18 protein-coding genes are annotated in these 21,602 nt (G+C 60.3%); 10 read left to right on the top strand and 8 right to left on the bottom strand.

Annotated features, from left to right (window positions below):
* Positions 1–13: 13 nt before the first annotated feature.
* Complete coding sequence (locus ACSQ8V_RS29365) at positions 14–157, bottom strand: hypothetical protein (protein ID WP_436185293.1); 144 nt, start codon at positions 155–157, stop codon at positions 14–16.
* 11 nt (positions 158–168) lie between these two features.
* On the opposite strand from ACSQ8V_RS29365, the gene ACSQ8V_RS29360 reads away from it, so the two are divergent.
* The 6 genes from ACSQ8V_RS29360 to adeC all read left to right on the top strand — a co-directional run bounded on the left by ACSQ8V_RS29360 (position 169) and on the right by adeC (position 8,899).
* Positions 169–519: a hypothetical protein gene (locus ACSQ8V_RS29360; RefSeq protein ID WP_213767835.1), complete on the top strand. Its 351-nt coding sequence runs from the start codon at positions 169–171 to the stop codon at positions 517–519.
* A 12-nt stretch (positions 520–531) separates the two neighbouring features.
* On the top strand, positions 532–1,803 hold the full coding sequence (gene hpnI, locus ACSQ8V_RS29355) for a bacteriohopanetetrol glucosamine biosynthesis glycosyltransferase HpnI (RefSeq protein WP_436208118.1): 1,272 nt from the start codon (positions 532–534) through the stop codon (positions 1,801–1,803).
* Positions 1,793–2,623, top strand: coding sequence for a hopanoid biosynthesis-associated protein HpnK (hpnK, locus tag ACSQ8V_RS29350; RefSeq protein ID WP_436209209.1), 831 nt, complete (start codon positions 1,793–1,795; stop codon positions 2,621–2,623). The genes hpnI and hpnK overlap by 11 nt, the downstream gene beginning before the upstream one ends.
* A gap of 485 nt (positions 2,624–3,108) precedes the next feature.
* Positions 3,109–4,266 carry an efflux RND transporter periplasmic adaptor subunit gene (locus tag ACSQ8V_RS29345; RefSeq protein WP_436208117.1) on the top strand — a complete coding sequence of 386 codons (1,158 nt, stop codon included), beginning with the start codon at positions 3,109–3,111 and terminating at the stop codon, positions 4,264–4,266.
* Between the two features lie 41 nt (positions 4,267–4,307).
* The gene (locus ACSQ8V_RS29340) at positions 4,308–7,454 is read left to right on the top strand and encodes an efflux RND transporter permease subunit (protein WP_436208116.1); all 3,147 of its coding nucleotides are present in this window, start codon (positions 4,308–4,310) and stop codon (positions 7,452–7,454) included.
* Positions 7,451–8,899, top strand: a complete 1,449-nt coding sequence (gene adeC / locus ACSQ8V_RS29335) for an AdeC/AdeK/OprM family multidrug efflux complex outer membrane factor (protein ID WP_436208115.1) — start codon at positions 7,451–7,453, stop codon at positions 8,897–8,899. Before ACSQ8V_RS29340 ends, adeC begins: the two co-directional genes overlap by 4 nt.
* A gap of 71 nt (positions 8,900–8,970) precedes the next feature.
* On the opposite strand, the gene ACSQ8V_RS29330 is transcribed toward adeC, so the two are convergent.
* Positions 8,971–10,005: a zinc-dependent alcohol dehydrogenase family protein gene (locus tag ACSQ8V_RS29330; RefSeq protein WP_436208114.1), complete on the bottom strand. Its 1,035-nt coding sequence runs from the start codon at positions 10,003–10,005 to the stop codon at positions 8,971–8,973.
* Between the two features lie 327 nt (positions 10,006–10,332).
* Between ACSQ8V_RS29330 and ACSQ8V_RS29325 the strand changes: the two genes are divergently transcribed.
* From ACSQ8V_RS29325 to ACSQ8V_RS29310, 4 genes are all read left to right on the top strand, one after another.
* Positions 10,333–11,262: a LysR family transcriptional regulator gene (locus ACSQ8V_RS29325; RefSeq protein ID WP_436208113.1), complete on the top strand. Its 930-nt coding sequence runs from the start codon at positions 10,333–10,335 to the stop codon at positions 11,260–11,262.
* Positions 11,263–11,451: 189 nt separating this feature from the next.
* Entirely contained in the window at positions 11,452–13,023 is a 1,572-nt protein-coding gene (locus ACSQ8V_RS29320; protein WP_436208112.1) for an MFS transporter, read from the top strand.
* Positions 13,024–13,523: 500 nt separating this feature from the next.
* On the top strand, positions 13,524–13,706 hold the full coding sequence (locus tag ACSQ8V_RS29315) for a hypothetical protein (RefSeq protein ID WP_436208111.1): 183 nt from the start codon (positions 13,524–13,526) through the stop codon (positions 13,704–13,706).
* A gap of 228 nt (positions 13,707–13,934) precedes the next feature.
* On the top strand, positions 13,935–14,177 hold the full coding sequence (locus ACSQ8V_RS29310) for a hypothetical protein (RefSeq protein WP_436208110.1): 243 nt from the start codon (positions 13,935–13,937) through the stop codon (positions 14,175–14,177).
* A 213-nt stretch (positions 14,178–14,390) separates the two neighbouring features.
* On the opposite strand, the gene ACSQ8V_RS29305 is transcribed toward ACSQ8V_RS29310, so the two are convergent.
* From ACSQ8V_RS29305 to ACSQ8V_RS29280, 6 genes are all read right to left on the bottom strand, one after another.
* Complete coding sequence (locus ACSQ8V_RS29305) at positions 14,391–15,425, bottom strand: LysR family transcriptional regulator (RefSeq protein WP_436208109.1); 1,035 nt, start codon at positions 15,423–15,425, stop codon at positions 14,391–14,393.
* A 29-nt stretch (positions 15,426–15,454) separates the two neighbouring features.
* Positions 15,455–16,153 (bottom strand): gamma-glutamylcyclotransferase, encoded by a 699-nt coding sequence (locus tag ACSQ8V_RS29300; protein WP_436208108.1) that lies wholly within the window; start codon positions 16,151–16,153, stop codon positions 15,455–15,457.
* 551 nt (positions 16,154–16,704) lie between these two features.
* Entirely contained in the window at positions 16,705–17,265 is a 561-nt protein-coding gene (locus ACSQ8V_RS29295; protein WP_436208107.1) for a DUF3331 domain-containing protein, read from the bottom strand.
* A gap of 572 nt (positions 17,266–17,837) precedes the next feature.
* Positions 17,838–19,136, bottom strand: a complete 1,299-nt coding sequence (locus ACSQ8V_RS29290; RefSeq protein WP_436208106.1) for a cation:proton antiporter — start codon at positions 19,134–19,136, stop codon at positions 17,838–17,840.
* 350 nt (positions 19,137–19,486) lie between these two features.
* On the bottom strand, positions 19,487–20,317 hold the full coding sequence (locus tag ACSQ8V_RS29285) for an alpha/beta hydrolase (RefSeq protein ID WP_436208105.1): 831 nt from the start codon (positions 20,315–20,317) through the stop codon (positions 19,487–19,489).
* Positions 20,314–21,600 carry an amidohydrolase family protein gene (locus ACSQ8V_RS29280; RefSeq protein WP_436208104.1) on the bottom strand — a complete coding sequence of 429 codons (1,287 nt, stop codon included), beginning with the start codon at positions 21,598–21,600 and terminating at the stop codon, positions 20,314–20,316. Before ACSQ8V_RS29280 ends, ACSQ8V_RS29285 begins: the two co-directional genes overlap by 4 nt.
* Positions 21,601–21,602 lie beyond the last annotated feature (2 nt).

The raw sequence follows: 21,602 nt of genomic DNA, 5'->3' as shown, positions 1-21,602 counted from the left end.
ACAGCACACGCTCTCACGTGACCTGCATGGCGCGAAGCAACGCCAGGTTACTGGAGACCCGCCGTTCGAATGTCAGTGCATCGACTCGACGCACAGCTTGCGGTTTTTGCAGATGAATCGCGCCGAAATACAGGTGCATGTCATCCTGAAAGGTCACGAGACTACGCCATGAAACCGGTCACCGTCGACATACTGCGAGCCCATCTGATGGCCGCTTCACTCACGGCAATGGGCGCCGAGGCGCTCATATTGCTGGTGTTGCTGGTCCTGCCGGTTTCTGAAGAGACCTTCAGCTCCACGCCGTTCAGGCTGCTCGCGCTGGCGCTGATCGTCAGCGGCGTGATCGTGATTCGGCGCCTGGCGCATGCAGCGTTCGAGCAGGCGGTGCAGCGTCGTTACGTCACAACCCATCTCGCGCTCTCGCGGCCTGTATCGGTGACGACCCGTTGTCCGCGGCGCGGGCTTGTCATTCTTCATCTGCGATTGACGGGCAGACCGTTCGTATTAGCCAGCCACTGACGGAACCCTGCGATGGCGGCGCACACGCTGAGTGCATATGAATGGGTGTTGTTAGCCGGCTGCGGTATCGCTTCGCTCTACGTGATGGCAGCCGCCTTAGCCATGCCGTTCTTTGCGATGCGGCGTGCCGGTGCCGCCACGAGCGCTGCGCATCCGGCGGCTGCCGAAGCCACTGCACATCTGTTTGCGCCTGTCGGCGTCAGCGTACTTAAACCGCTTTGCGGCGCTGAGCCGCGTCTCTACGAAAATCTCCAGACCTTTTGCGTCCAGCAGTATCCGCACTTTCAATTGGTGCTCGGCGTATCCTCATCCGATGATCCGGCCGTTGCCGTGGTGCGCCGATTGCAAGTCGCCTATCCAATGCACGACATCGAGCTCGCCATCGACACCCGCGTGCATGGCAGCAACCTCAAGGTCAGCAATCTCATCAACATGGCGGAGCGGGCTCGACACGAGGTGATTGTGATTGCCGATAGCGATATCGCCGTAGAAGCCGACTATCTTGACACCGTGGCCGCGCCCCTCGTCGACTTGAGTATTGGGGTGGTCACCTGTCTTTACGTGGCGCAAGGCGTCGGTGGCTTCTGGCCACGTGTAGGCGCATTGTTTATCAACGAGTGGTTCGCGCCGTCGGTGCGGGTCGCTCACGCGGTCGGTTCACGTCGCTTTGGGTTTGGGGCGACGCTGGCTTTGCGCCGCGCGACGCTCGAGCGTATTGGCGGATTCGAAGCGTTGAAAAACTGTCTCGCCGATGACTATCGGCTCGCGCAGCACGTACGCGGCCTCGGATTGCGCACAGTGCTCTCGCGCGTGATCGTGACCACCGACGTCATCGAACCGAGTTTCCGGGCCTTGTGGCAGCGTGAAACGCGCTGGTTGCGCACGATCCGCTCGGTGAATCCGCTGGGCTTCGCCTTTTTGTTTATCACCTTCCCATCGCCCTGGCTGCTGGCGGGAGCCTGGCTCACAGGCAGCCTCCTGACGGGTCCGCCCGGCGACGTGGACCCGTGGCCGGCGCTCGCGAGCGCCACCGTGACGGCGTGCGGTAGCGTCGCGCGCGTGCTGCTGCATCTGCGCGCCGCGCGTCACGAGCACGCCTTCTGGCGAGACCTACTCCTCGTGCCGCTTCGCGATATCTTGCTGGCCTTGCAATGGCTCGCGGCGGTGTTCGGCTCGCATGTTGTGTGGCGCGGCGCACGCGTACCCGTGACGGAGTCCGTATCGGCGAGGCAAAGCACGGCGTTAGCCGCGCTGGATGTGATTGAAACTTCCGATGGTGGATAAGGTGCCCGGCCTGATCATTACCGCGGACGATTTCGGCCTGCATTCGCGCGTCAATCTTGCGGTCGAGCAGGCGCACCGGCATGGCGTGCTGACGGCGGCCAGCCTGATGGTCGGTGCGCCTGCCGCGGCCGATGCGATAGCGCGTGCCCGGTATTTGCCGCAATTGCGGGTCGGCCTGCATGTTGTCCTGGCCGATGGCAACGCGATCATGCCGCGTGCGGACATTCCGGCGTTGCTCGACAAGCATGGACGCTTCGGCAGCAACATGGCGCGCGACGGTGTGCGTTTTTTCTTTTCGCCGCAGGTACGCAGGCAATTGGCCCGGGAGATTCGCGCACAGTTCGACGCGTTTGCGAAGACGGGTTTGACGCTCGATCATGTCAACACGCACAAGCATTTTCATTTGCATCCGACGGTGCTCGGGTTGATTCTGGAAATCGGGCGCGACTATGGAATGCATGCAATGCGGCTGCCGTTCGAAATGGGCGCGCCGCTGTGGATGAAACCATGGATCGCGATGATGCGAGTCCGGCTCGCGCGTGCGGGAATTGCGCATAACGATTATGTGGTGGGCATCGCGAGGAGCGGGAATATGGATAAGGCGGCGTTGCTGGCCGCCCTTAATGCATTGCCGCGCGGCGTGGTCGAGATTTATTGTCATCCCGCGGTCGATGGGGATTGTCCGTTAAGCGAGGGGATGCAGTTTTATCGTCATGCGGATGAATTGCAGGCGTTGCTGTCATCGTGCGTCAAGACAGCGATCCATGCCACCGCTGTCCGTGTTGGCGGATTCTCCGATGTGCTGCGCAGGCCACCTTGACGATCGGCTTTTCGTTCCGTAGCAGTCAATCACCCTCAGCGATATTGATCCCCTGTGACTCATTGTCAGGTGCCCCGTTTCTAACGGTCAGCGCACCGACGATCCGCCGCGCCGACCCGTCATTCTTTCAATTTGTTATTATTTTGAAATATTTAAGTAGGACAATTGCAGGAAAACTCTCAAACCGGGGATAAAATCGCCCCTCAAGAACGGTTGATCCGTGCGCTCTCCGGCGTACCGCGACGGCTGTAAAAGAACGGCACGCCTTTGCGCGGCGTCTCTTTTTATCTTCGAGCTTCCCTGAAATTCATTCTGGTTTCGTCCCATGCGGTAGTTCGTGCTCAACCAGTGACCCAAGCCGACCGGCAGGCGTGCCTGCTGCCGGCGCCCCTGTCTAACGCGTCGGATGACCCGTGCGAGCGCCCTTGTGGACGGTCCGGGTGCTGGACGTATTCCGCAGTCTTTCAATCATCTAGGAAATCGCAATGCAACGATCGCGTAGCACGCGTGCTTTGATTCCGGGCATGTTGGGCATTGCCCTCGTCACGCTTGCCGGATGCGGCAAACAAGAACAAGCCGCGAAGGCAGCGCCGCCGCAGCAAGTCAGCGTCGTCACCGTGGCGTCCGAGCCGGTCGTCATCGAATCCGTGCTGCCGGGCCGTACCGCGGCGTTCCGCTCGGCTGAAGTCCGGCCGCAGGTCGATGGAATCATCCAGCAGCGCCTGTTCAAGGAAGGCAGCGAGGTCAAGCAGGGGCAGCAGTTGTATCAGATCGACCCGGCAACCTACGACGCCACCTACAAAAGCGCGCAAGCCACGCTGGAATCGAGCAAGCTGCTTGCGCAACGCTACGGCAAGCTGGTTGCCGACGAAGCGGTCAGCAAGCAGGCCGCCGCGGAAGCCAAGGCGTCCTGGCTACAGGCGCAAGCGGCCATGGAGCGCGCCGAGATCAACCTGCGCTACACCAGGGTGCTCGCGCCGATCTCCGGCCGTGTGGGACGCTCGAACGTGACCGAGGGCGCGCTCGCGGTCAACGGCCAGTCCACGGCGTTTGCGACCGTGCAGCAGATCGACCCGATCTATGTGGATGTCACCCAGCCTTCGGCTACGCTGCTGCGCCTGCGCGCGGAACTCGCCGCGGGCAAGCTCGAAAACGCGGGTAACAACGCCGCCAGGGTCACCCTGAGACTGGAAGACGGCAGTGTGTACCCCGTCGCGGGCCGGCTTGAATTCTCCGAAGTGTCGGTTGACCAGAGCACGGGCTCGGTCACGCTGCGCGCCGTGTTCCCTAACCCGAACCATGTACTGCTGCCGGGCATGTTCGTGCATGCGCGTTTGAGCGAAGGCGTGAAATCCAACGCGATTCTGGCGCCGCAAGTCGGCGTGACGCGCGACCTGAAGGGGCAGCCCACCGCGCTCGTGGTCAATGAGAAAGACGAAGTCGAGATGCGTTCGCTGACGACTGATCGCGTGATTGGCGACAAATGGCTGGTCACCTCGGGCCTGAACGCCGGCGACCGGATCATTGTCGACGGCTTGCAGTTCGTCCGTCCGGGCGCCAAGGTCAATCCGGTTCCGGCAGCAAGCCCGGCAACTGCGGTTACCCCGTCGGCAAGCGACGCCGCGTCCGTCACCAAATCGTGATGGCGCGCGCTAACCGGCCAGATCGGGGATAAGGATTCTTCATGTCAAAATTTTTCATCAACCGTCCCATTTTTGCCTGGGTGATCGCGCTGGTCATCATGCTGGCGGGCGTGCTGGCGATCCGCTCGCTGCCGATCAACCAGTATCCGGCCATCGCGCCGCCGACCATCGCGATTTCGGTCAATTACCCGGGCGCGTCGGCTGAGACGGTGCAGGACACGGTCGTGCAAGTGATCGAGCAACAGCTCAATGGTCTCGACCGCTTGCGTTATATCTCGTCGGAAAGCAACTCCGACGGCAGCATGACCATTACCGCGACGTTCGAGCAAGGCACCAATCCGGATACCGCGCAGGTTCAGGTTCAGAACAAGCTGGCGCTTGCCGCGCCGCTTTTGCCACAAGAGGTGCAGCAGCAGGGCATCCGCGTGACGAAGTCGGTTCGCAACTTCCTCGTGATCGTGGGCCTGGTGTCAACGGATCCGAAAGTCGCGCGCGAGGATCTGGCGAACTACATTGTGTCGAACATTCAGGACCCGCTTTCGCGCACTTACGGCGTGGGCGATTTCCAGGTGTTCGGGTCGCAGTACGCCATGCGCGTCTGGATGGATCCGGCCAGGCTGCAAAGCTATCAGCTGACGCCCATCGACGTGAGCAACGCCATCAAGGCGCAGAACGTTCAGATTGCGTCCGGCCAGCTCGGCGGTCTGCCTGCTGTCAGCGGACAGCAGCTCAACGCTTCAGTGATCGGCAAGACACGTCTGCAAACGAGCGAGCAGTTCGGCAACGTGCTGCTGAAGGTGAATCCGGACGGCTCGCAAGTGCGCCTGAAAGACGTCGCCCGTGTGGGACTCGGCGGGCAGGATTACAACATCAACGCACAATACAACGGCCAGCCGGCATCGGGCATTGCGGTGCGTCTGGCAAGCGGCGCCAACGCGCTGCAAACGGTCAAGGCGATCCGCGCGACGCTCGACGAATTGCAGCCGTTCTTTCCGGCTGGCATGAAGGTGGTGTACCCGTACGACACCACGCCGGTGATCGCGGGTTCCATTCACGAAGTGATCAAGACGCTGCTGGAAGCGGTCGTCCTGGTGTTCCTCGTGATGTACCTGTTCCTGCAGAATATTCGCGCGACGCTGATCCCGACCATCGCCGTGCCGGTGGTGTTGCTCGGCACGTTCGGCGTGCTCGCGGCGTTCGGTTACTCGATCAACACGCTGACCATGTTCGGCATGGTGCTGGCAATCGGCTTGCTGGTTGATGACGCCATCGTGGTGGTGGAAAACGTCGAGCGCGTGATGGCGGAGGAAGGGCTTTCGCCACGCCAGGCGGCATTGAAGTCGATGGGGCAGATTCAGGGCGCGCTGGTGGGCATTGCCATGGTGCTGTCGGCGGTGTTCCTGCCCATGGCGTTCTTCGGCGGCTCCACGGGCGTGATCTATCGCCAATTCTCGATCACCATTGTCTCTTCGATGGTGCTCTCGGTCCTCGTCGCACTCGTGCTCACGCCGGCGCTGTGCGCGACCATGCTCAAGCCGATCGACAAGGGCGAGCACGGCGAGCATAAGCGCGGCTTTTTTGGCTGGTTCAACCGCAAGTTCAACTCGACCACGCGCAGCTACGAGCGCGGTGTGAAGGGCATCTTGCAGCGTCGCGTGCGCTTTCTCGTGCTGTACGTCGCGATTGTCGCGCTGATGGCCTTCCTGTTCACGCGCATCCCGACTTCGTTTCTGCCGGAAGAAGATCAGGGCGTGTTGTACGCCCAAGTGCAAACGCCGCCGGGCGCAACCGCCGAGCGCACGCAGAAGGTGCTCGACCAGATGCGCGACTACTTGCTGAAAGAAGAGGGCGACGTCGTCGATTCGCTCTTCACGGTGAACGGCTTCAACTTTGCCGGACGCGGTCAGAATTCGGGTCTTGCCTTTATCCTGATGAAGCCGTGGGCCGAACGCACCGGCGCCCACAGCAGCGTGTTCGATCTCACCGCGCGCGCTCAGGCCAAGTTCGGGGCGTTCCGCGATTCCATGGCGTTTGCATTCGCGCCGCCCGCCGTGCAGGAACTCGGCAATGCGACCGGCTTCGATTTGTATTTGCAGGACCGTGCCGGCCTCGGCCACGTTGCGCTCATGAACGCTCGCGACAAGTTCCTGACGCTGGCGTCGAAGAGTCCGGTGCTCCAGCGCGTGCGTCCGAACGGTCTTAACGATCAGCCGCAATACCTGCTCGATATCGACGACGAAAAAGCGCGCGCGCTCGGCGTTTCGCTGGCGGATATCAACAACACGGTGTCGATTGCGTGGGGTTCGAGCTACGTCAATGACTTTATTGACCGTGGCCGCGTGAAGCGCGTCTATTTGCAGGGCCAGCCCGATTCGCGGATGAATCCGGACGACATCGACAAATGGTTCGTGCGCAACGAGAAGGGCGCGATGGTGCCGTTCTCGGCGTTCGCCACCGGCCGTTGGGGCTACGGTTCGCCGAAGCTTCAGCGCTTTAACGGCGTGCCGGCGGTGGAAGTGCTCGGCGAAGCGGCAGTGGGCCGCAGCTCGGGCGACGCCATGAAAGCCGTCGAAGAAATCATGAAGGAAATGCCGACCGGTATTGGCTACGCGTGGACCGGCTTGTCGTACGAAGAGCGTTTGTCCGGCTCGCAAGCGCCCGCGCTTTATGCGCTCTCGTTGCTGGTGGTGTTCCTCTGTCTCGCCGCGCTTTACGAGAGCTGGTCGATTCCGTTCTCGGTCATGCTGGTCGTGCCGCTGGGCGTGATTGGCGCGCTGATCGCGACGCTGTCGCGCGGCCTGTCGAACGATGTGTTCTTCCAGGTGGGACTGCTCACGACCATCGGTTTGTCGGCGAAGAACGCCATTTTGATTGTTGAGTTCGCGAAGGAATTGCACGACCAGGGCAAGGGTCTTGTGGAATCCGCGGTCGAGGCGTGCCGCATGCGGCTGCGTCCGATCGTGATGACCTCGCTCGCGTTCGTGCTCGGCGTGCTGCCGCTCGCGATCTCCACCGGCGCGGGCGCAGGCAGCCAGCATGCGATCGGCACGGGTGTGATTGGCGGCATGGTGACCGCCACGGTCCTCGCTATTTTCTGGGTGCCGCTGTTCTTCGTGGCGGTCGGTTCGCTGTTCAAGCGCAAGCCGAGTGCCGGCGAAAGCCCCATCAAATCGGAAGCGCTCCAATGAAAAAACACGTTATTAGCGTAGCCGCTTCGGCGTGCTTCCTGGCGCTCGCCGGTTGCAGCCTGATTCCCCGGTACGAGCGTCCGGCGGCTCCCGTCGATGCCGCTTATCCGCAGGGTGCGGCGTACGATTCGGCCGGTGTCAGTATCCAGACGCTGCCGGCCGCCGACCTTGGCTGGCGCGAGTTCTTCGCCGATCCGCGCTTGCGCCGGCTGATCGAAACCGCGCTTGCCAACAACCGCGATCTTCGCGTGGCCGCGCTCAACGTCGACGCTTACCGCGCGCAGTACCGCATTCAGCGCGCAGATTTGTTCCCCGAGGTCGACGCGGGGGCCTCCGGTTCGCGCCAGAGCGTGCCGGCAAGCGTGTCGCCCGCCGGACAGCGCGCGATCAGCAGCAACTATGGCGTATCGCTTGGCACCACGGCATGGGAACTGGACTTGTTCGGCCGTGTGCGCAGCCTGAGCACGGCCACGCTGGAAAACTACTTCGGCAGCCAGGAGGCCATGCGCAGTGCGCGAATTGCGCTGGTCGCAAGCGTGGCCGATGCCTATCTGACCCTGCGCGCCGACGAAGCACTCTTGCAACTGACGCGGGACACGCTCGACGCCTACGCGCACACGTATCGCCTGACCCAGCGCAGTTATGAGGAAGGCGTGGCGTCGCGGATCGATGTGCGCCAGTCGCAAACCAGCGTCGAGACCGCTCGCGCCAGTCTGGCACGCTACACGCGGCAGGTCGCGCAAGACCGGAATGCGCTGTTGCCGTTGCTCGGCACGAGTTCCCTGCCGGCCGATTTGCCGGCCGGTCTGGACCTCGATCAGCCGATGATCGCGGCCTTTCCCGCCGGCGTGCCGTCGGAACTGTTGCAAAGCCGCCCGGACATCCTGGCGGCCGAGCATCAGCTTTTGTCGGCGAATGCGAACATTGGCGCGGCGCGGGCCGCGTTCTTTCCGAGCATCAGCCTGACCGCGTCGGCGGGCACGGCGAGCAACCAGCTTTCCGGCCTGTTCGACGCAGGGTCGGGCACCTGGTTGTTCCAGCCGCATATCAATTTGCCACTGTTCACGGCCGGCAGCTTGCAGGCGAGCCTGGACTACGCGCGAATCCAGAAGGACATAAACGTGGCGCGCTACGAGCGTTCGATCCAGACGGCGTTCCGCGAAGTCGCGGACGGACTTGCCGCACGCGGGACATTCGGCGAGCAGTTGCAAGCGCAAATGCGCCTTGTCGATGCTACCCAGGACTACTACACACTCGCGGAGAAACGCTACCGCACAGGTGTGGACAATTACCTGACGTTGCTCGACGCCCAACGCCAGTTGTTCAGCGCAAAGCAGGTTTTGATTGGCGACCGGCTCAACCAGTTGAGCAGCGAAGTGAATCTGTATAAAGCGCTTGGCGGAGGATGGAAGGACGCAGCAGTGGCGGCAACGCCGGCCTTGTAGGGCTGCATTCCGGCCGCTTCCGAGCAACAATGAACGGCGCGGCGCGGAGTTCTCCCCGCGCCGCGCCGTTTTCAATTCATGTATGCTTCGCGGACTTTCACGACGATCTTGCCGAAGGCGCCGCGCTTCAGGTGGGCGAAGGCTTCCTTGACTTCGGAGAACGAGTACGACGCGTCGATGACTGGCTTGAGCCCGCGCACGTCGACTGCGCGGATCAAATCTTCGAGTACACGACGTGGACCCACTGCAATCGCAACAATCGAAACACGGCTGCCAAGCATCGGCATGATGGGCAAGGTCACCGAATCCGACTCCAGCAGGCCAATGACCGAGATGCGGCCGCCGGGAGCCACAGCCTGAAGCGAACGGCCGAGATTATCGCCGCCAGCCATCTCAAGGATATGCTCGGCTCCGCGACCGTCTGTCAGCCGGCGTACTTCGTTTTGCCAGTCAGGATGCGTATTGCGGTTGATGCCGTGCGTTGCACCCAGTTCCTTGGCGCGTGCAATCTTGCTGTCGCTGGTAGTCGTCACGATGACGTGTGCGCCGTTCGCCGCGGCAATCTGGATCGCAAAGAGTGACACCCCACCCGTGCCCTGAACGACGACCGTCTGACCCGCGTGCAGATTACCTTCCTCGATAAGCGCCATCCAGGCGGTCAGTGCTGCCACCGGTAGAGTGCTTGCCTCTTCCGGGGTCATCGACTTCGGAGCGAGTACGCACCACTCGGCAGGCGTCGCAACATACTCGGCCAGCATGCCTGGAATCGGGCCGCCTTGCGTGGGCGAATCCGCCCACGACAACGGCGCGCCATCGACCCAATTCGCGATATAGGTCGAGATGACCTTGTCGCCCACCGAGAAACGCGTGACACCTTCGCCGAGTGCAACAACGCGGCCCGTCATGTCGGAGGCCGGGGTAAACGGAAAGTTGAGGTCCGAGCCCATGCCATCTGCAGCGACCACCAGATCACGATAATTCAGCGAAACCGCTTCGACCTCGACGAGGATTTCTCCAGCCTTGGGGGTAGGGCGTGCGACTGTATTCAGCGCGAGCTTGTCAACGCCGTAGGCGGGGATTTCCCAGCGCTTCATGGTTTCGGACATCAGAGGTACTCCGGAGTAGTCAGGGGAGGGGTATGGGCTGGAGGCGTTAGCTTCACGCCCATACGTAAAGATCGTAAAGATCAAAGTGGCTGCAATGTATCTGTCGGCACCCCTTAGATAAATGCACTAAAGTCGAATTGATTTTTCGTCTCCATCTGACAAAGGAGTGCGCTCCATACACTTGAACCACCAAACGCTGAGCAGGGAATTGTCCGGCGGCGACGGACAATCAATTCTCCAACGCTCGCTTTTACCGGTCTGCGTAAGGCTTTAAACTACGCGTGCCCCGCTGTCTCCTTCGCGGGCAACATCAACAAGGAGAAGACAATGGTCCAGCGTGCCGATGCCTCGGTAGCCGAAATATCTTCATTTGAGGCGGTGGTGCGCACTGGAAGCTTTACGGGAGCGGCTGAACTTCTGGGCATCAGCAAGTCGAGCGTTGGCAAGAATATCCAGCGTCTTGAAGAACGTCTTGCGACACGGCTCTTCCAACGAACGACCCGCGCCGTCAGGCTCACCGCGGACGGAGAAACCTATCTGCGTGCGACGCAGGTCGCCTTGCGCAGCCTTCGCGAAGCGGAGCAGGAGATTGCCGCGAGCAAGGATGAAATAGCCGGGCGCGTGAGGCTCAACCTGCCCGCCTCGTTTGGAAGACTATTCTTTCCGGCCTTGCATGCGCTGCGCCGCCGGTATCCCAAGCTGACGCTCGACCTCGCGTTCAGCGACCGCATGTCCGACCCTGTTGCAGACGGCTGGGACATCGTGGTCCGGGTGGGAGAGCTGTCAGCGACCAGCGATATGGTCGTGCGCAAGCTGTGCGACACGCGCTTTGGTCTCTACGCTTCACCCGGCTATATTGCGGAACGCGGAGAGTTGAAGTCTGTAGCGGACCTGGATGACCACGACGCCATCATCTTTCGGGGGTCGTCGGGGCGTCTGAATCCCTGGATGCTGAACGACGGCGGTTATGTGCGGCACATCTCTCCTGACGCGGCGATCGTCCTGGAAGACGGGGAGGTGCTTATTGACGCTCTGGTCAACGGAATGGGTATTTCGCAACTCCTTGACCGGATAGCGCAGCCACACGTGGAGGCGGGACGGTTGCGACACCTCCTTCCTGACGCCGACGTCGATGGTCCGCCGGTTCACGCGCTCATTCCTTCTGGCCAGAAGATGGCGTCCAGAACGCGCGTCGTGCTGAACGATCTTGCCGACGACGTGAAGCGTACCTTCGAGCAGAAGCCGAAACATCAGTGAGGTTTGTCGTCGTGGAGCAGCAGGTTTCCGGCCGCAGAAGCTCCACTTGATTGTCAGCCTGACGGAGACGGTCTGGCCACGACAGCGCGGTTTATCTGAAGAGCAATGCATCGCACAATGGCGCCGCTATCTCGCCTCGCACGAACGTCCAGTGGCGTTTAGCGTACCCATCTTCAGATACGGCTCTCAATGAACCCTGCACTCTCACACGTCGCCTCACGTCGCGACAAGCTGCTGATTCTGTTCACCGTGTGCCTCGCTGCGGTCCTGCTGCCGCTTGCACTATCCGGCGGTGCGGTGGCGACCCCCGCCATTGGGCGCGATTTGGGCGGAAGCCCGGCGTCCCTGACCTGGGTCACGAATGCCTACATGCTCAGCTTTGGCAGTCTGTTGATGGCAGCCGGCGCACTGGCCGATCAGTTCGGGCGCAAGCGTCTCTTCGTCATTGGACTGGGCGGCTTCATCGTCAGCTCCTTTGCAATCAGCCTTGCCCCTTCGGTTTTCTGGCTCGACATCCTGCGCGCCATACAAGGGATTGTGTCCGCAGCGTCGCTCGCGGCGGGCTCTGCGGCATTAGCCCAGGAGTTCGACGGGCATGCGCGAACCCGAGCGTTCAGCATGCTTGGCACGAGCTTCGGGATTGGACTCGCATTTGGTCCGCTCATGGCCGGGACGCTCATTGAATACTTCGGGTGGCGCTCTCTCTTCATCACGACGGGTGCGATCGCGGCGGTTGCCTTCATGTTCGGCGTGCCGCGCATGCGCGAGTCGCGCGATCCGAATGCTGCGGGACTCGATTACCCGGGCACCATCACTTTCAGCGCGACGCTCGTGCTCTTCACGACTGCCATCATCCAGGCGCCGGAGAGCGGCTGGGGCAGTCCGCTGATTGTCGGCTTGCTCGCGGCTTCCGTGGTGACGCTGGTGGCTTTCATCATGGTTGAGACTCGTGCCCGACGCCCGATGCTCGACCTGAGCCTCTTCAAATACGTGCGCTTCATCGGTGTGCAGATCCTGCCACTCGGCACCTGCTACAGCTATATCTTGCTGGTGGTCATGCTGCCGCTCCGGCTCATCGGCGCTGAAGGCATGAGCGAAATGGATTCGGGCCTGTTGATGATTGCACTCTCGGCACCCATGCTGGTGGTCCCGATTGCAGTCGCATCGCTCACGCGCTGGGCCTCCCCGGGTGTGCTGTCCGGCCTCGGTTTCCTGATTGCCGCAGCAGGTCTTTACTGGCTGAGCCTGGTTGACTTCAGCGCATCGAAGACAGCACTGCTAATGCCCATGCTCATCATTGGTATTGGCACGGGTATGCCGTGGGGCCTGATGGATGGCCTGTCCGTAAGTGTGGTACCGAATGACCGGGCAGGCATGGCCTCCGGCATCTTCGGCACGACCCGCGTCGCCGGAGAAGGCACGGGACTCGCGATTGGCACCGCAATCCTTGCTGCGCTCGCCAATACGAGCCTCGCGCATCGGGTGCCAGAAGGTGGGCCGGAACTGAGCGCACGGGTGGCCGAAGCTGCGCAGCGGCTGACCAATGGCGACATCGCGGCGGCTGCTGCCGCGCTTCCGGAAGTCAGTCGTCATGCGCTCTCGTTGAGCTATGCCGACGCGTTCGTCGGACTGCTTCACGTGCTGATCGTCATCACGCTGCTTTCTGCTTTCGCGACGTTCGCGTTCCTCAGCCGGACCCGCACGCAGGGCGATGGTTTCGAGCGGGATGAAAAGGGTGTTGAGGCCGCAACGAGTGCCTGAGCTAGTCACAGGACCCGCAGCATTTTCTGTAATCCGACAAATGGCTTTTGATCCTGATCGCCCGCCAGGTGAATCTGAGCGGGCGATAACGCGGTTGATGGGTACATGATCTGGAACGGTTGAGCTCATATACCTTGCGCCGTGAGCCATGCCTGCCACTGCAGCTATCAGACTCGACGTCTTGTATGGCCCATGCCAGCGGTTTGTGCCACCTCGGTGACTGTATAAAGCCGCACGCGAGCCCACACCCCTCAATTCCTACGCCATAACTCCGCAGTCAGCGCTGCGCACTGCTGCCGGTCAAGCGCCGTGATTGTTCGACGGCAAAGAGAAATCAATTCGTTAAACTGATCTTTATCCGATGAGGCAGTGTGATTAAGCTTGTGTTGTCTGGCGGCGAGTTGCCTCCAGAAGCCAACTGAAGGTCATGCCATGACCACGCACTCATGCCGGGGCTTTTCGAGTGGCCGGAGGTTCTGGATATCTTCATGGAGAGAAGAATGGCTATTGCATTGATCGTAGTCGGTTTCCTCGTTACCCTTGTCGGTGGCCCGAGTTTCGTTGACCATGCGTCCAAAACCCAGGTAACGAAGCTTCTGCAGGAAGAGCAATCGTCGCAGCAGGGCGCAACACTCACACCCGCCCCGGCAGTTTCCGTGCGGAACGGCAGCAGCACCTCGTAAGCGAAGGAAGTCGGATTGTTGGCTCCCGTAGCAGGCGCGAGCGTCATTACTCCAGTTTCCCGCGCGAAAATAGCCGCGCTGAAACAGCAACGGCATCGGAGTGACCCGGCAAGACGACAAGCTCGCTCGGCAACAGTCACTGTCGATACAGCGTCAAAGCTGCCGCGTACCCGTTGAATCCTGCGTAGCGGTACCCGCCGGGCTCACCACGACCTGAACAAATTCATCATGGAACATTCTTTATTGGCATTTGGCAAGGCTGCGGGCGGCTTCACCACAACGCCCAAACTCATCGATCACGAAGAGTGCTTCGTCTGCGGCTCGATCGATGTGTCTATCGCGGGTCAGGATCACGCGTCGCGCCTGGAATTCGTGCCCGGCGAGCGCGCGAAGGCGGCCGGCGGCGATATGGTGGCGCCCTCGATCGTCGTCGAGTGCCATAGCTGCGGTGTGACATACACGCTCGGCTAGCCGACGAATATGGCTCATCGTCTTGCACATGTCCAGTATTCCTAATGTTCGAGATGTCCAGTGTTGCTTTCATTGCAGTGCCTTAGCGCGTACGCGCCAACAGGAAAAATTAATCTATTTTCGATGTTGGCATCGTCCACCTAAGCACCGCGAAGATAAATCAAGTGGGTTCGGCAAGACAATTCGATCATATCGAATTGTCCGGGGGGATTCTTATTCGAAGGCGCTCGTGACCATGTCTCGGGCATGGAGATCAGAAAGCCTTGTTGGTCCGGCAGACGACGTGCCCCCAATCGAATGCAAAACGCTGACCGGTAGCTGAAGGTCGCCGGACGGGGTCACGCCCTTGCGCAGCAACTGGCATCGTTCGAAGAGCTCAGCAATCCACTCGACGAAGACGCGCACCTGCGGCGAAAGATGGCGGTTTGCGGGGTATACCGCGGAGACTGGAAAAGGCTGGCGGCGCCACTTTGGCAGAACCTCGATCAGTGCGCCTGACGCAAGATGCGGCAGCGCGAGAAAGTGCGGGACCTGGATTAATCCGTGCCCCTGCAGGCCGCATTGGAGGTAGGCATCTCCATCGTTTGCAGCGAGCTTTGAGCGCATCCTGATTTCAACCGGTTTGCCGCCCACCACGAAGTCCATCTCAACTATCCGGCCGTTGCGGCTCGAAAAATAGTTCACCGCGCAATGGTCTTTGAGGTCATTGAGTGCGAGAGGCACACCATGCTGTGCGAGATAGGACGGGCTTGCGACTGTAACGAACTCTGACACGCCGACGCGGCGTGCGACCAGCGTCGAATCCTGTAGTGGACCCATGCGGATCGCACAGTCGACGCCGTCCTGTACAAGGTCGACCGCCTTGTCACCAACGCCCAGCATCAGGTCGATGTCAGGGTATCGCGCGTGGAACTCGCTGATCGCGGGGACGACCATCAACCTGCCCAGCGACCCCGGCAGTTCCACTTTGAGCTTTCCTCTCGGCGCACCGATACTGGAAAATGAGTTTTCGGAGTCTTCAACGTCCGCAAGAATGCGAGAGCAGCGATCATAGTAGGCGGCGCCGTCCGGCGTGAGGCTGATACGCCGGGTCGTGCGGTTGAGCAGGCGAACCTTCAGATAAGCCTCAAGGTTCTGGACGATGGTCGTCACCGAGGAGCGTGTCATGTCGAGACCGTCGGCGGCGCCGGAGAAGCTATTGCTGTCGACCACGCGAGTGAACACGTGCATTGCCTGAAGTTTATCCATGGTTACTCACTTGGACTGCAAGCCGCGACTCACGCCGTGGCATTGGGCGCACCCTGGGAATCGTGACGCGGGTGCTGATGGAAGCGTTTGAGTTCGCCGGCTAGTGCTTCGATATATCTGTCATGCAGCCCGCACTGCGAAAGCGAGTCATACAGTCTGAAGACATACTCGGCATTACTGCCGATTTGCCCGGTCGCAGCGGCAATCAGGGGCGCGACGGCGCTGATGCATGAATCCGTCCTGTACTGCTCGCCTGCCGTATTCGCGACGAAGGCGATGGCGTGAGTGTGGATGCCGCATTCGAGTGTGACAGGCGCCCACGTCGGACGATAAGAGCCGAGCACCATCTCGCGAATCCAGACCGCCTTGAGATCCTCGCGCATGGTGTTGGGCGTGAGCCTCAATGCGAGGCCCGTTGTGTGTCCGCCGGCCTCGAGCGCAAGCATCCTTCCCGGCATCTCCGGGCTGCCTCTACCGATGGTCATCGACAGGCAGAAACTACGATGCCACTCATGCAGAGTCGCCACGTCCCTGCGATCGAAATCCACCATCGGATTCCACATGAGTGAGCCGTACGCGAAAATCCACACGTCATTGTTCACGCATGCCGGCTGCTCCTTCAGAGTCTCGGCGAGCGAGGCTTCGATTCGCTCCGACGTCCAGAGGTTCGGCAGTGACCGGAACTTCTCCAGGTAGGCGCCCGAGTCAAGCGCCTGTCTTGTCAGCATCGTTATTCCGTTCCAGGTGGGTGCGCCGCGGCCCCAAAAAGGGGCGCAGCATGGCTACGCGTGCCATGGCTGCGCAAGTATGCTGCGCGCGCGTCTGGAGATAAACCCGTCGTTTGGAAACGCATTGACCACTAAAAGCTGACAATTCTGTAGCGCATCATTCCTTGAAGGCTCTATCGCATCGCGAGGTGGAGAACATAAGAAAACCTCCGACGGCTGGCAGCCTCTGAGGCTGAATTAAATGCGGCTGCCACAGAAGGAAAGCATGCGTGTCCGGTGGGTGAAATAAGTTTTCTCATTGCACGGAACGATCGCATTTGCCAGATTGACCCCTGCACGACATCAGGCGAGAGTCGTAACTCGAGTGTCGGTATCGACTTACGGGTTCGTCGGGAGCACCGGATAATGCCATGGCGTTCGACGGTACCTATTCCAACGGACGCATGCTAGCCGGAAGGCCGGCTAGCCCATGGCACCGCAAAACGGGCCAGTCGCTGCTTCGCTGTCCCGGGAGTTGGCCACACCCCGGGACAGCGAGTCGTTACGCCCGTTCACCCGTCGCCTACCTTCCGAAGTGCGGACGCTCGAATCATCGCGTCACCATTGAGGGGCTGGACCAGGCCTCGGGTCCTGGGCTTGTATACCGAATCACCTCTGCTAATGTGTTCTCCCGACAGCGCGCACTGGCCAGAGTGGCGTGCAAGAGCAGGGGACCAAACCTGCTCTTCATAGTTGCAAAGCGTTGGGTCGTGCCAGGAGACGACCACGAGATTGTTAGCCAGGTATTCGAGGACGTTTACGGTAAAGCTCCGGGCGTCGGGGTCGTATGCGGGCTGTCTCGCCGACAGATGCTTCAATTGGAGACATGCGAGTTCCTCACGGAACTCTTCCGGAACGGCGGCGAAGTGCAGGAGTGCAGACAGCGTGCGTGCCCACGGGTCCGTACCAGCCGGCAGCGCACCGCCGAAAGCCGGACGACGATGCCCGACTCGGCCAGGGCCGGCCGTGTATGACTGTGGAGGGCACGCAGGCTGGAGGCTGGCAGGAGTGTGCACCGAGGCTGTCTCTAAAAGAGGCTCCTCGCAAGCATGGCAGGGTTCATTTTTTAACATCACTTCCTCTCATCAGGTAATAGTCGAAGCGGTTATCGAACACCATGAGAAAAAGCCACAGCGGCTATTGACGGCAGACTTTGGAAAAGGCCATGGTTCGCCGGTAGACACTCTTGTTGAGCGAGGAAACGAAGGTACACGCGATATAGGCGTTACAGCCCACGAATAACCAGCTATGCAGAACGTGTGACACGGAGAATTCCTTTTAGACGGTGATGCGTTAAAGGAAAATGGTCAGGAGAAGCGGCAAGCAGGGGAAGGCAAGCCGATCGCGATTCTGCACAGGGGACGGTGAACGGTGTGCGGGATATATCACCTGGTCATCCGGAGCGCATGGGCCGCAATGACTGAAGCGTAGATGGAGCGAGGGGGGGAAGCTATTCTACGGTTGGGTGTAGTGATGCTTCCATAGGGTGTCTTCGATATACGACCGTATAACATAGGTGCCAGGCAGACTGAAGCGCATACGGCCGTATCCAGGGGGAAACGATTAACAGATACTTCACCACCCATATACGGACGTATATACCGGAGAGTGGATGCGGAGGGATTGCCAGGTTCATCATGCCGTTTCAGACGTTTCGCGGTCGCGAACTCGTACCGCTAGCCGTCGTTTCGCGCTTTGCCGATGTCCCGCTGCATCCCGTGAGGTGCCTAACCAGCGAACCGAGAGTGGTAGCCTGTACGAGTAAGCTGAAAACGACTACCAGGTAGGTGACACCTATAAGCATTTCTCGCCCGGGAAACTCTGGAAGCGATAGAGCCAATGCAATAGAGATACCTCCGCGCAGGCCACCCCAAGTCATGATTTTCACCGAATGGGGATTGACTTCGCGGAAGCTGCGCAGCGTTGCTAGCGGTATTGCCACGCTGATGGCACGTGCCACCAATACAATAGGGATTGTGGCCAGAGCTACCCAGAAGACTTTAATCTCGAACGAAACTGCAATGACCTGTAGCCCGATAAGTGCAAACAGGACAAGGTTCAATAATTCATCGAGGAGACCCCAGAAACCAAACAGATGTTCACGTGTCCGCGCCGACATGGCACGTTTGGAGTTTTGATTTCCAACTACAAGACCCATGACTACCATCGCTAGTGGCGCGGAAACATGCAAAAATTCAGACAGGCTGTATCCCGCGGTCGCGAGCGCAAGGGTCACCACGATCTGGACCGCGTAACTCTCGAGGGCGCGCAGCATTCGAAAGCCACCGTAACCAAGGACCAACCCTACAATTGCGGCACCTCCTACCTCACGAACGAGAGTGGTTGCGGCGTGCGTAGCCGAGAATTCCGTTGCCCCTGTCGCCAGACCAACAAGTGTGACGAACGCAACAACGCCGGTCCCGTCATTGAATAGAGACTCACCCGCTATTTTTATCTTGAGGCTCTCGGGCGCACCGGCGTTCTTGAGAACGCTCATGACTGCAATTGGGTCTGTCGGTGAGATGAGAGCGCCGAAGACAAGACTCCATAACCAGCCAACGGGATGCCCAAGAGTAAAGGTAAGCAGATGAAACCCTGTACCGACTGCGACCGTGGAAATGAGGACGCCGGCGGTGGCGAGCAGGAAGACAGGCAGCTTCACTGTGCGCATCTTCGATAAGTCGACGTGAAGGGCGCTCGCGAACAGAAGGAAACTGAGCAGACCGTGGAAGACCACGTCCGAAAAGTCAATGTTACCTACAAGTCGTCTTGCCTTCGAAACGAAATCGGGGTTCCCGTAGCTTGCGACGAGGAAGCAGAGACTGACTAGAAGACCGACCGCGGTAATGCCAAGCGTATCAGGGAGTTTCAGGAATCTCTGGTTTATCAGACCGAAGATCGCGATAAGGGTTAGCAGAACGCCAACCGCTTGGAACATCGTCATTCACGAGTCTCCGTGTGCCCGGTACGCCGCGTATCCGGGGCTTGGGCTACAAGCTGTCGATAAAAATGACACAGCGCCGTGCTGTGCTCGATGACCCTGAACGTCAGGAGAAGGTACAGCATGTCCGTCGCCAGGCACCGCCGACGCTTAGGCCACGCGTTACGCGGCCCTGGAGATAGCATTTGTCGAGCGCAAGGATACTCAAACAGCGGCCACAGAAAAACTCCCCGGCAGCGAAAACACATGTCGTTTCCATCGAACAATATTTCTCGGTGGGTGGATTATGGAACGTGCAAACCTCTACAAGTCCGTTATCTCGGTGCCAGGCACACGTTCAATGAATCGAAGTATCAGCCGCCCGTCTCGCAGCCCTGAATGCAGGCGGTCAGCAGGTCGGCCATGGGCGTTCCGGGGGTTCCCAGCGTACGCACGATCGACATGTGATTTTCGTCGCGGATAGACAGATACCGATCCGGATCGAGTTGGCGGGCCTGATCGTGAAAGGGTGCTGTCTCATGCTCGCCAACGACCAGCAGGGGCATTTTGGCAGGTTCGAAACTGGCATTGAGGGGAGACCAGCCAAAGAGCTCATCTTTCGTCAGGCGGAGTTCAGGCTGGAGAAAACTGCTGGCGACGCAGCGCAGATCGTATAGACCTGAAACGAGCAATAGCGACTGTATTTGCACCGGCCATTTGACGTCATCTAGCGGGCCGTGGGAGACGAGATAACTTGCCAGATGTGCGCCCGCCGAGTGTCCGCTTGCGCTGAGCCGGCCGGGCGAGCCGCCGAGACGCTCGGCATGAGTGACAAGCCAGCGCGCGGCATCGCGCACCTGCCCAACCAGCCGGCCCATGCGGTTCATCGGAAGGTGCGAGTAGTCGACGATTGCCGCAATGGCGCCTGCGTCCAAAATGCTGTCGGCGACAAACGAATAGTCTTTGCGTGAGAATGCGCGCCAATAGCCCCCGTGTACGAACATATGAATAGGATGAGGGCCCAGGCCGGACGGGAAAAAGAGATCCATGCGCTCGCTATCGGCCGTGCCGTAAGAAACGTCGATCAGGGACCGCCGCGTTCGCCGGGTCAGCTCGCTGGCGACACGGTAGTCTTCCAGGAACGCGTCGAAGCCGGCGACATGTGCGCGGATGTTCAGCGGGTCTGGAGAGGCTTCGACTATCACCGGTCAGGCACGGAGAAGAGAAGGGCGCTCGACGAGGGACGCGACGACGCATGCACGATCCCGTCCTTCATGATCATCGACAGACGCTCGGTCCCGACGAGTACCGTCGGATCGTGCAAGGGGTTTCCATCGACCAGCAGGATGTCAGCCAATGCCCCCGCCCGCAGAACGCCGAGTTCACCACCGTAGCCCATCAACTCGCCACCCACCGCAGTCGCGCTTCTTAGCGCCTCGGCGGGGGTATAGCCGAAAAGGTTGATCAGGTGGCCGATATCTCGCGCATTCTGGCCCATCGGGGTCAAGGTGAACCCGTAGTCACCACCGATCACGACGCGAATACCACGTCGGCGCATTTCCTTGTAAGTCGCGACTGTGTGCTCCATCTTGCGTGGCAACTGCATCCGTTGCGCGGTTTCCCGTGATAGTCCGACGCGCTCCCCCTCATACAGCGCGTTGTGCAGCAGGCCGACGGCCGGCCCGACGAACACCCGGTCTTTCACACTCTCGAGCATGTCGAGGGCTTCCTCGTCCGCGAAGTCACAGTGGTAAATGCAATCGACGCCTGCCCGCACCGCCCGTTTAACCGATTCGGCCGCGCGACTGTGGCACGCAACCAACTTCCCCCAGTCATGCGCAACCTCGACACCGGCGCGAAGTTCTGCCTCCGTCATTGAAACCACTTCCGCGCGGGCATGACTGACAAACTCATCACCCGAAACGCAAAATTTGATGTTGTCGACACCCTCGCGACAGCACAGTCGCACGGCCTTGCGAATCTCGTCTTCGCCATCTGCAACGAGACCGAAGCTCTCGGCGTGGATATGTTGCTTGCGCTCGTCACCCAGGCCGCCCGTGACGGTAATTTCCGGTCCGGCTGCCCGATATCGGGGCCCCGCGAGAAAACCATCGGCAATTTCCTGCCGGACGACCACGTCGAGCCGCAACTTCGCGGACGCGGCCGAAAAACACGAGGTAAAGCCGTGTTCGAGAAGCAGCGTCGCGTTTCTGCATGTACCGAGCAGGTGCTCTTCCGGGGGTATCTCACCGAGATCCTGATTGCGTGCAGGACCCACAAAACTCAGATGACAGTGACCGTCGATCATGCCCGGCATCATGAATCGACCGCCGCCGTCGACGACATGCGCGGCACGCGCGGGCTCGATCTTTCCTTGCCCCTCGGCAACCGCGGCGATTCGATTTCCTTCGACGAGCACTTCGCCGTCGAACGGGACATCCCGGATGCCGTCCCAGACGATGACATTGCGAAACAGGTAGGCGCTCATGC

Source organism: Caballeronia sp. LjRoot31 (assembly GCF_964253885.1).
Classification (GTDB): Bacteria; Pseudomonadota; Gammaproteobacteria; order Burkholderiales; family Burkholderiaceae; genus Caballeronia.
The sequence above is the reverse complement of the archived record's forward strand: the minus strand, read 5'-3'. Positions and strand labels throughout refer to the sequence as shown.

What these genes read in the sequence shown, in the direction of transcription:
- ACSQ8V_RS29360 (WP_213767835.1), top strand. Translation starts at nt 169, where the DNA reads ATGAAACCGGTCACCGTCGACATACTGCGAGCCCATCTGATGGCCGCT.
- hpnI (WP_436208118.1), top strand. Translation starts at nt 532, where the DNA reads ATGGCGGCGCACACGCTGAGTGCATATGAATGGGTGTTGTTAGCCGGC.
- hpnK (WP_436209209.1), top strand. Translation starts at nt 1,793, where the DNA reads ATGGTGGATAAGGTGCCCGGCCTGATCATTACCGCGGACGATTTCGGC.
- ACSQ8V_RS29345 (WP_436208117.1), top strand. Translation starts at nt 3,109, where the DNA reads ATGCAACGATCGCGTAGCACGCGTGCTTTGATTCCGGGCATGTTGGGC.
- ACSQ8V_RS29340 (WP_436208116.1), top strand. Translation starts at nt 4,308, where the DNA reads ATGTCAAAATTTTTCATCAACCGTCCCATTTTTGCCTGGGTGATCGCG.
- adeC (WP_436208115.1), top strand. Translation starts at nt 7,451, where the DNA reads ATGAAAAAACACGTTATTAGCGTAGCCGCTTCGGCGTGCTTCCTGGCG.
- ACSQ8V_RS29330 (WP_436208114.1), bottom strand. Translation starts at nt 10,005, where the DNA reads ATGTCCGAAACCATGAAGCGCTGGGAAATCCCCGCCTACGGCGTTGAC.
- ACSQ8V_RS29325 (WP_436208113.1), top strand. Translation starts at nt 10,333, where the DNA reads ATGGTCCAGCGTGCCGATGCCTCGGTAGCCGAAATATCTTCATTTGAG.
- ACSQ8V_RS29320 (WP_436208112.1), top strand. Translation starts at nt 11,452, where the DNA reads ATGAACCCTGCACTCTCACACGTCGCCTCACGTCGCGACAAGCTGCTG.
- ACSQ8V_RS29315 (WP_436208111.1), top strand. Translation starts at nt 13,524, where the DNA reads ATGGCTATTGCATTGATCGTAGTCGGTTTCCTCGTTACCCTTGTCGGT.
- ACSQ8V_RS29310 (WP_436208110.1), top strand. Translation starts at nt 13,935, where the DNA reads ATGGAACATTCTTTATTGGCATTTGGCAAGGCTGCGGGCGGCTTCACC.
- ACSQ8V_RS29305 (WP_436208109.1), bottom strand. Translation starts at nt 15,425, where the DNA reads ATGGATAAACTTCAGGCAATGCACGTGTTCACTCGCGTGGTCGACAGC.
- ACSQ8V_RS29300 (WP_436208108.1), bottom strand. Translation starts at nt 16,153, where the DNA reads ATGCTGACAAGACAGGCGCTTGACTCGGGCGCCTACCTGGAGAAGTTC.
- ACSQ8V_RS29295 (WP_436208107.1), bottom strand. Translation starts at nt 17,265, where the DNA reads ATGTTAAAAAATGAACCCTGCCATGCTTGCGAGGAGCCTCTTTTAGAG.
- ACSQ8V_RS29290 (WP_436208106.1), bottom strand. Translation starts at nt 19,136, where the DNA reads ATGACGATGTTCCAAGCGGTTGGCGTTCTGCTAACCCTTATCGCGATC.
- ACSQ8V_RS29280 (WP_436208104.1), bottom strand. Translation starts at nt 21,600, where the DNA reads ATGAGCGCCTACCTGTTTCGCAATGTCATCGTCTGGGACGGCATCCGG.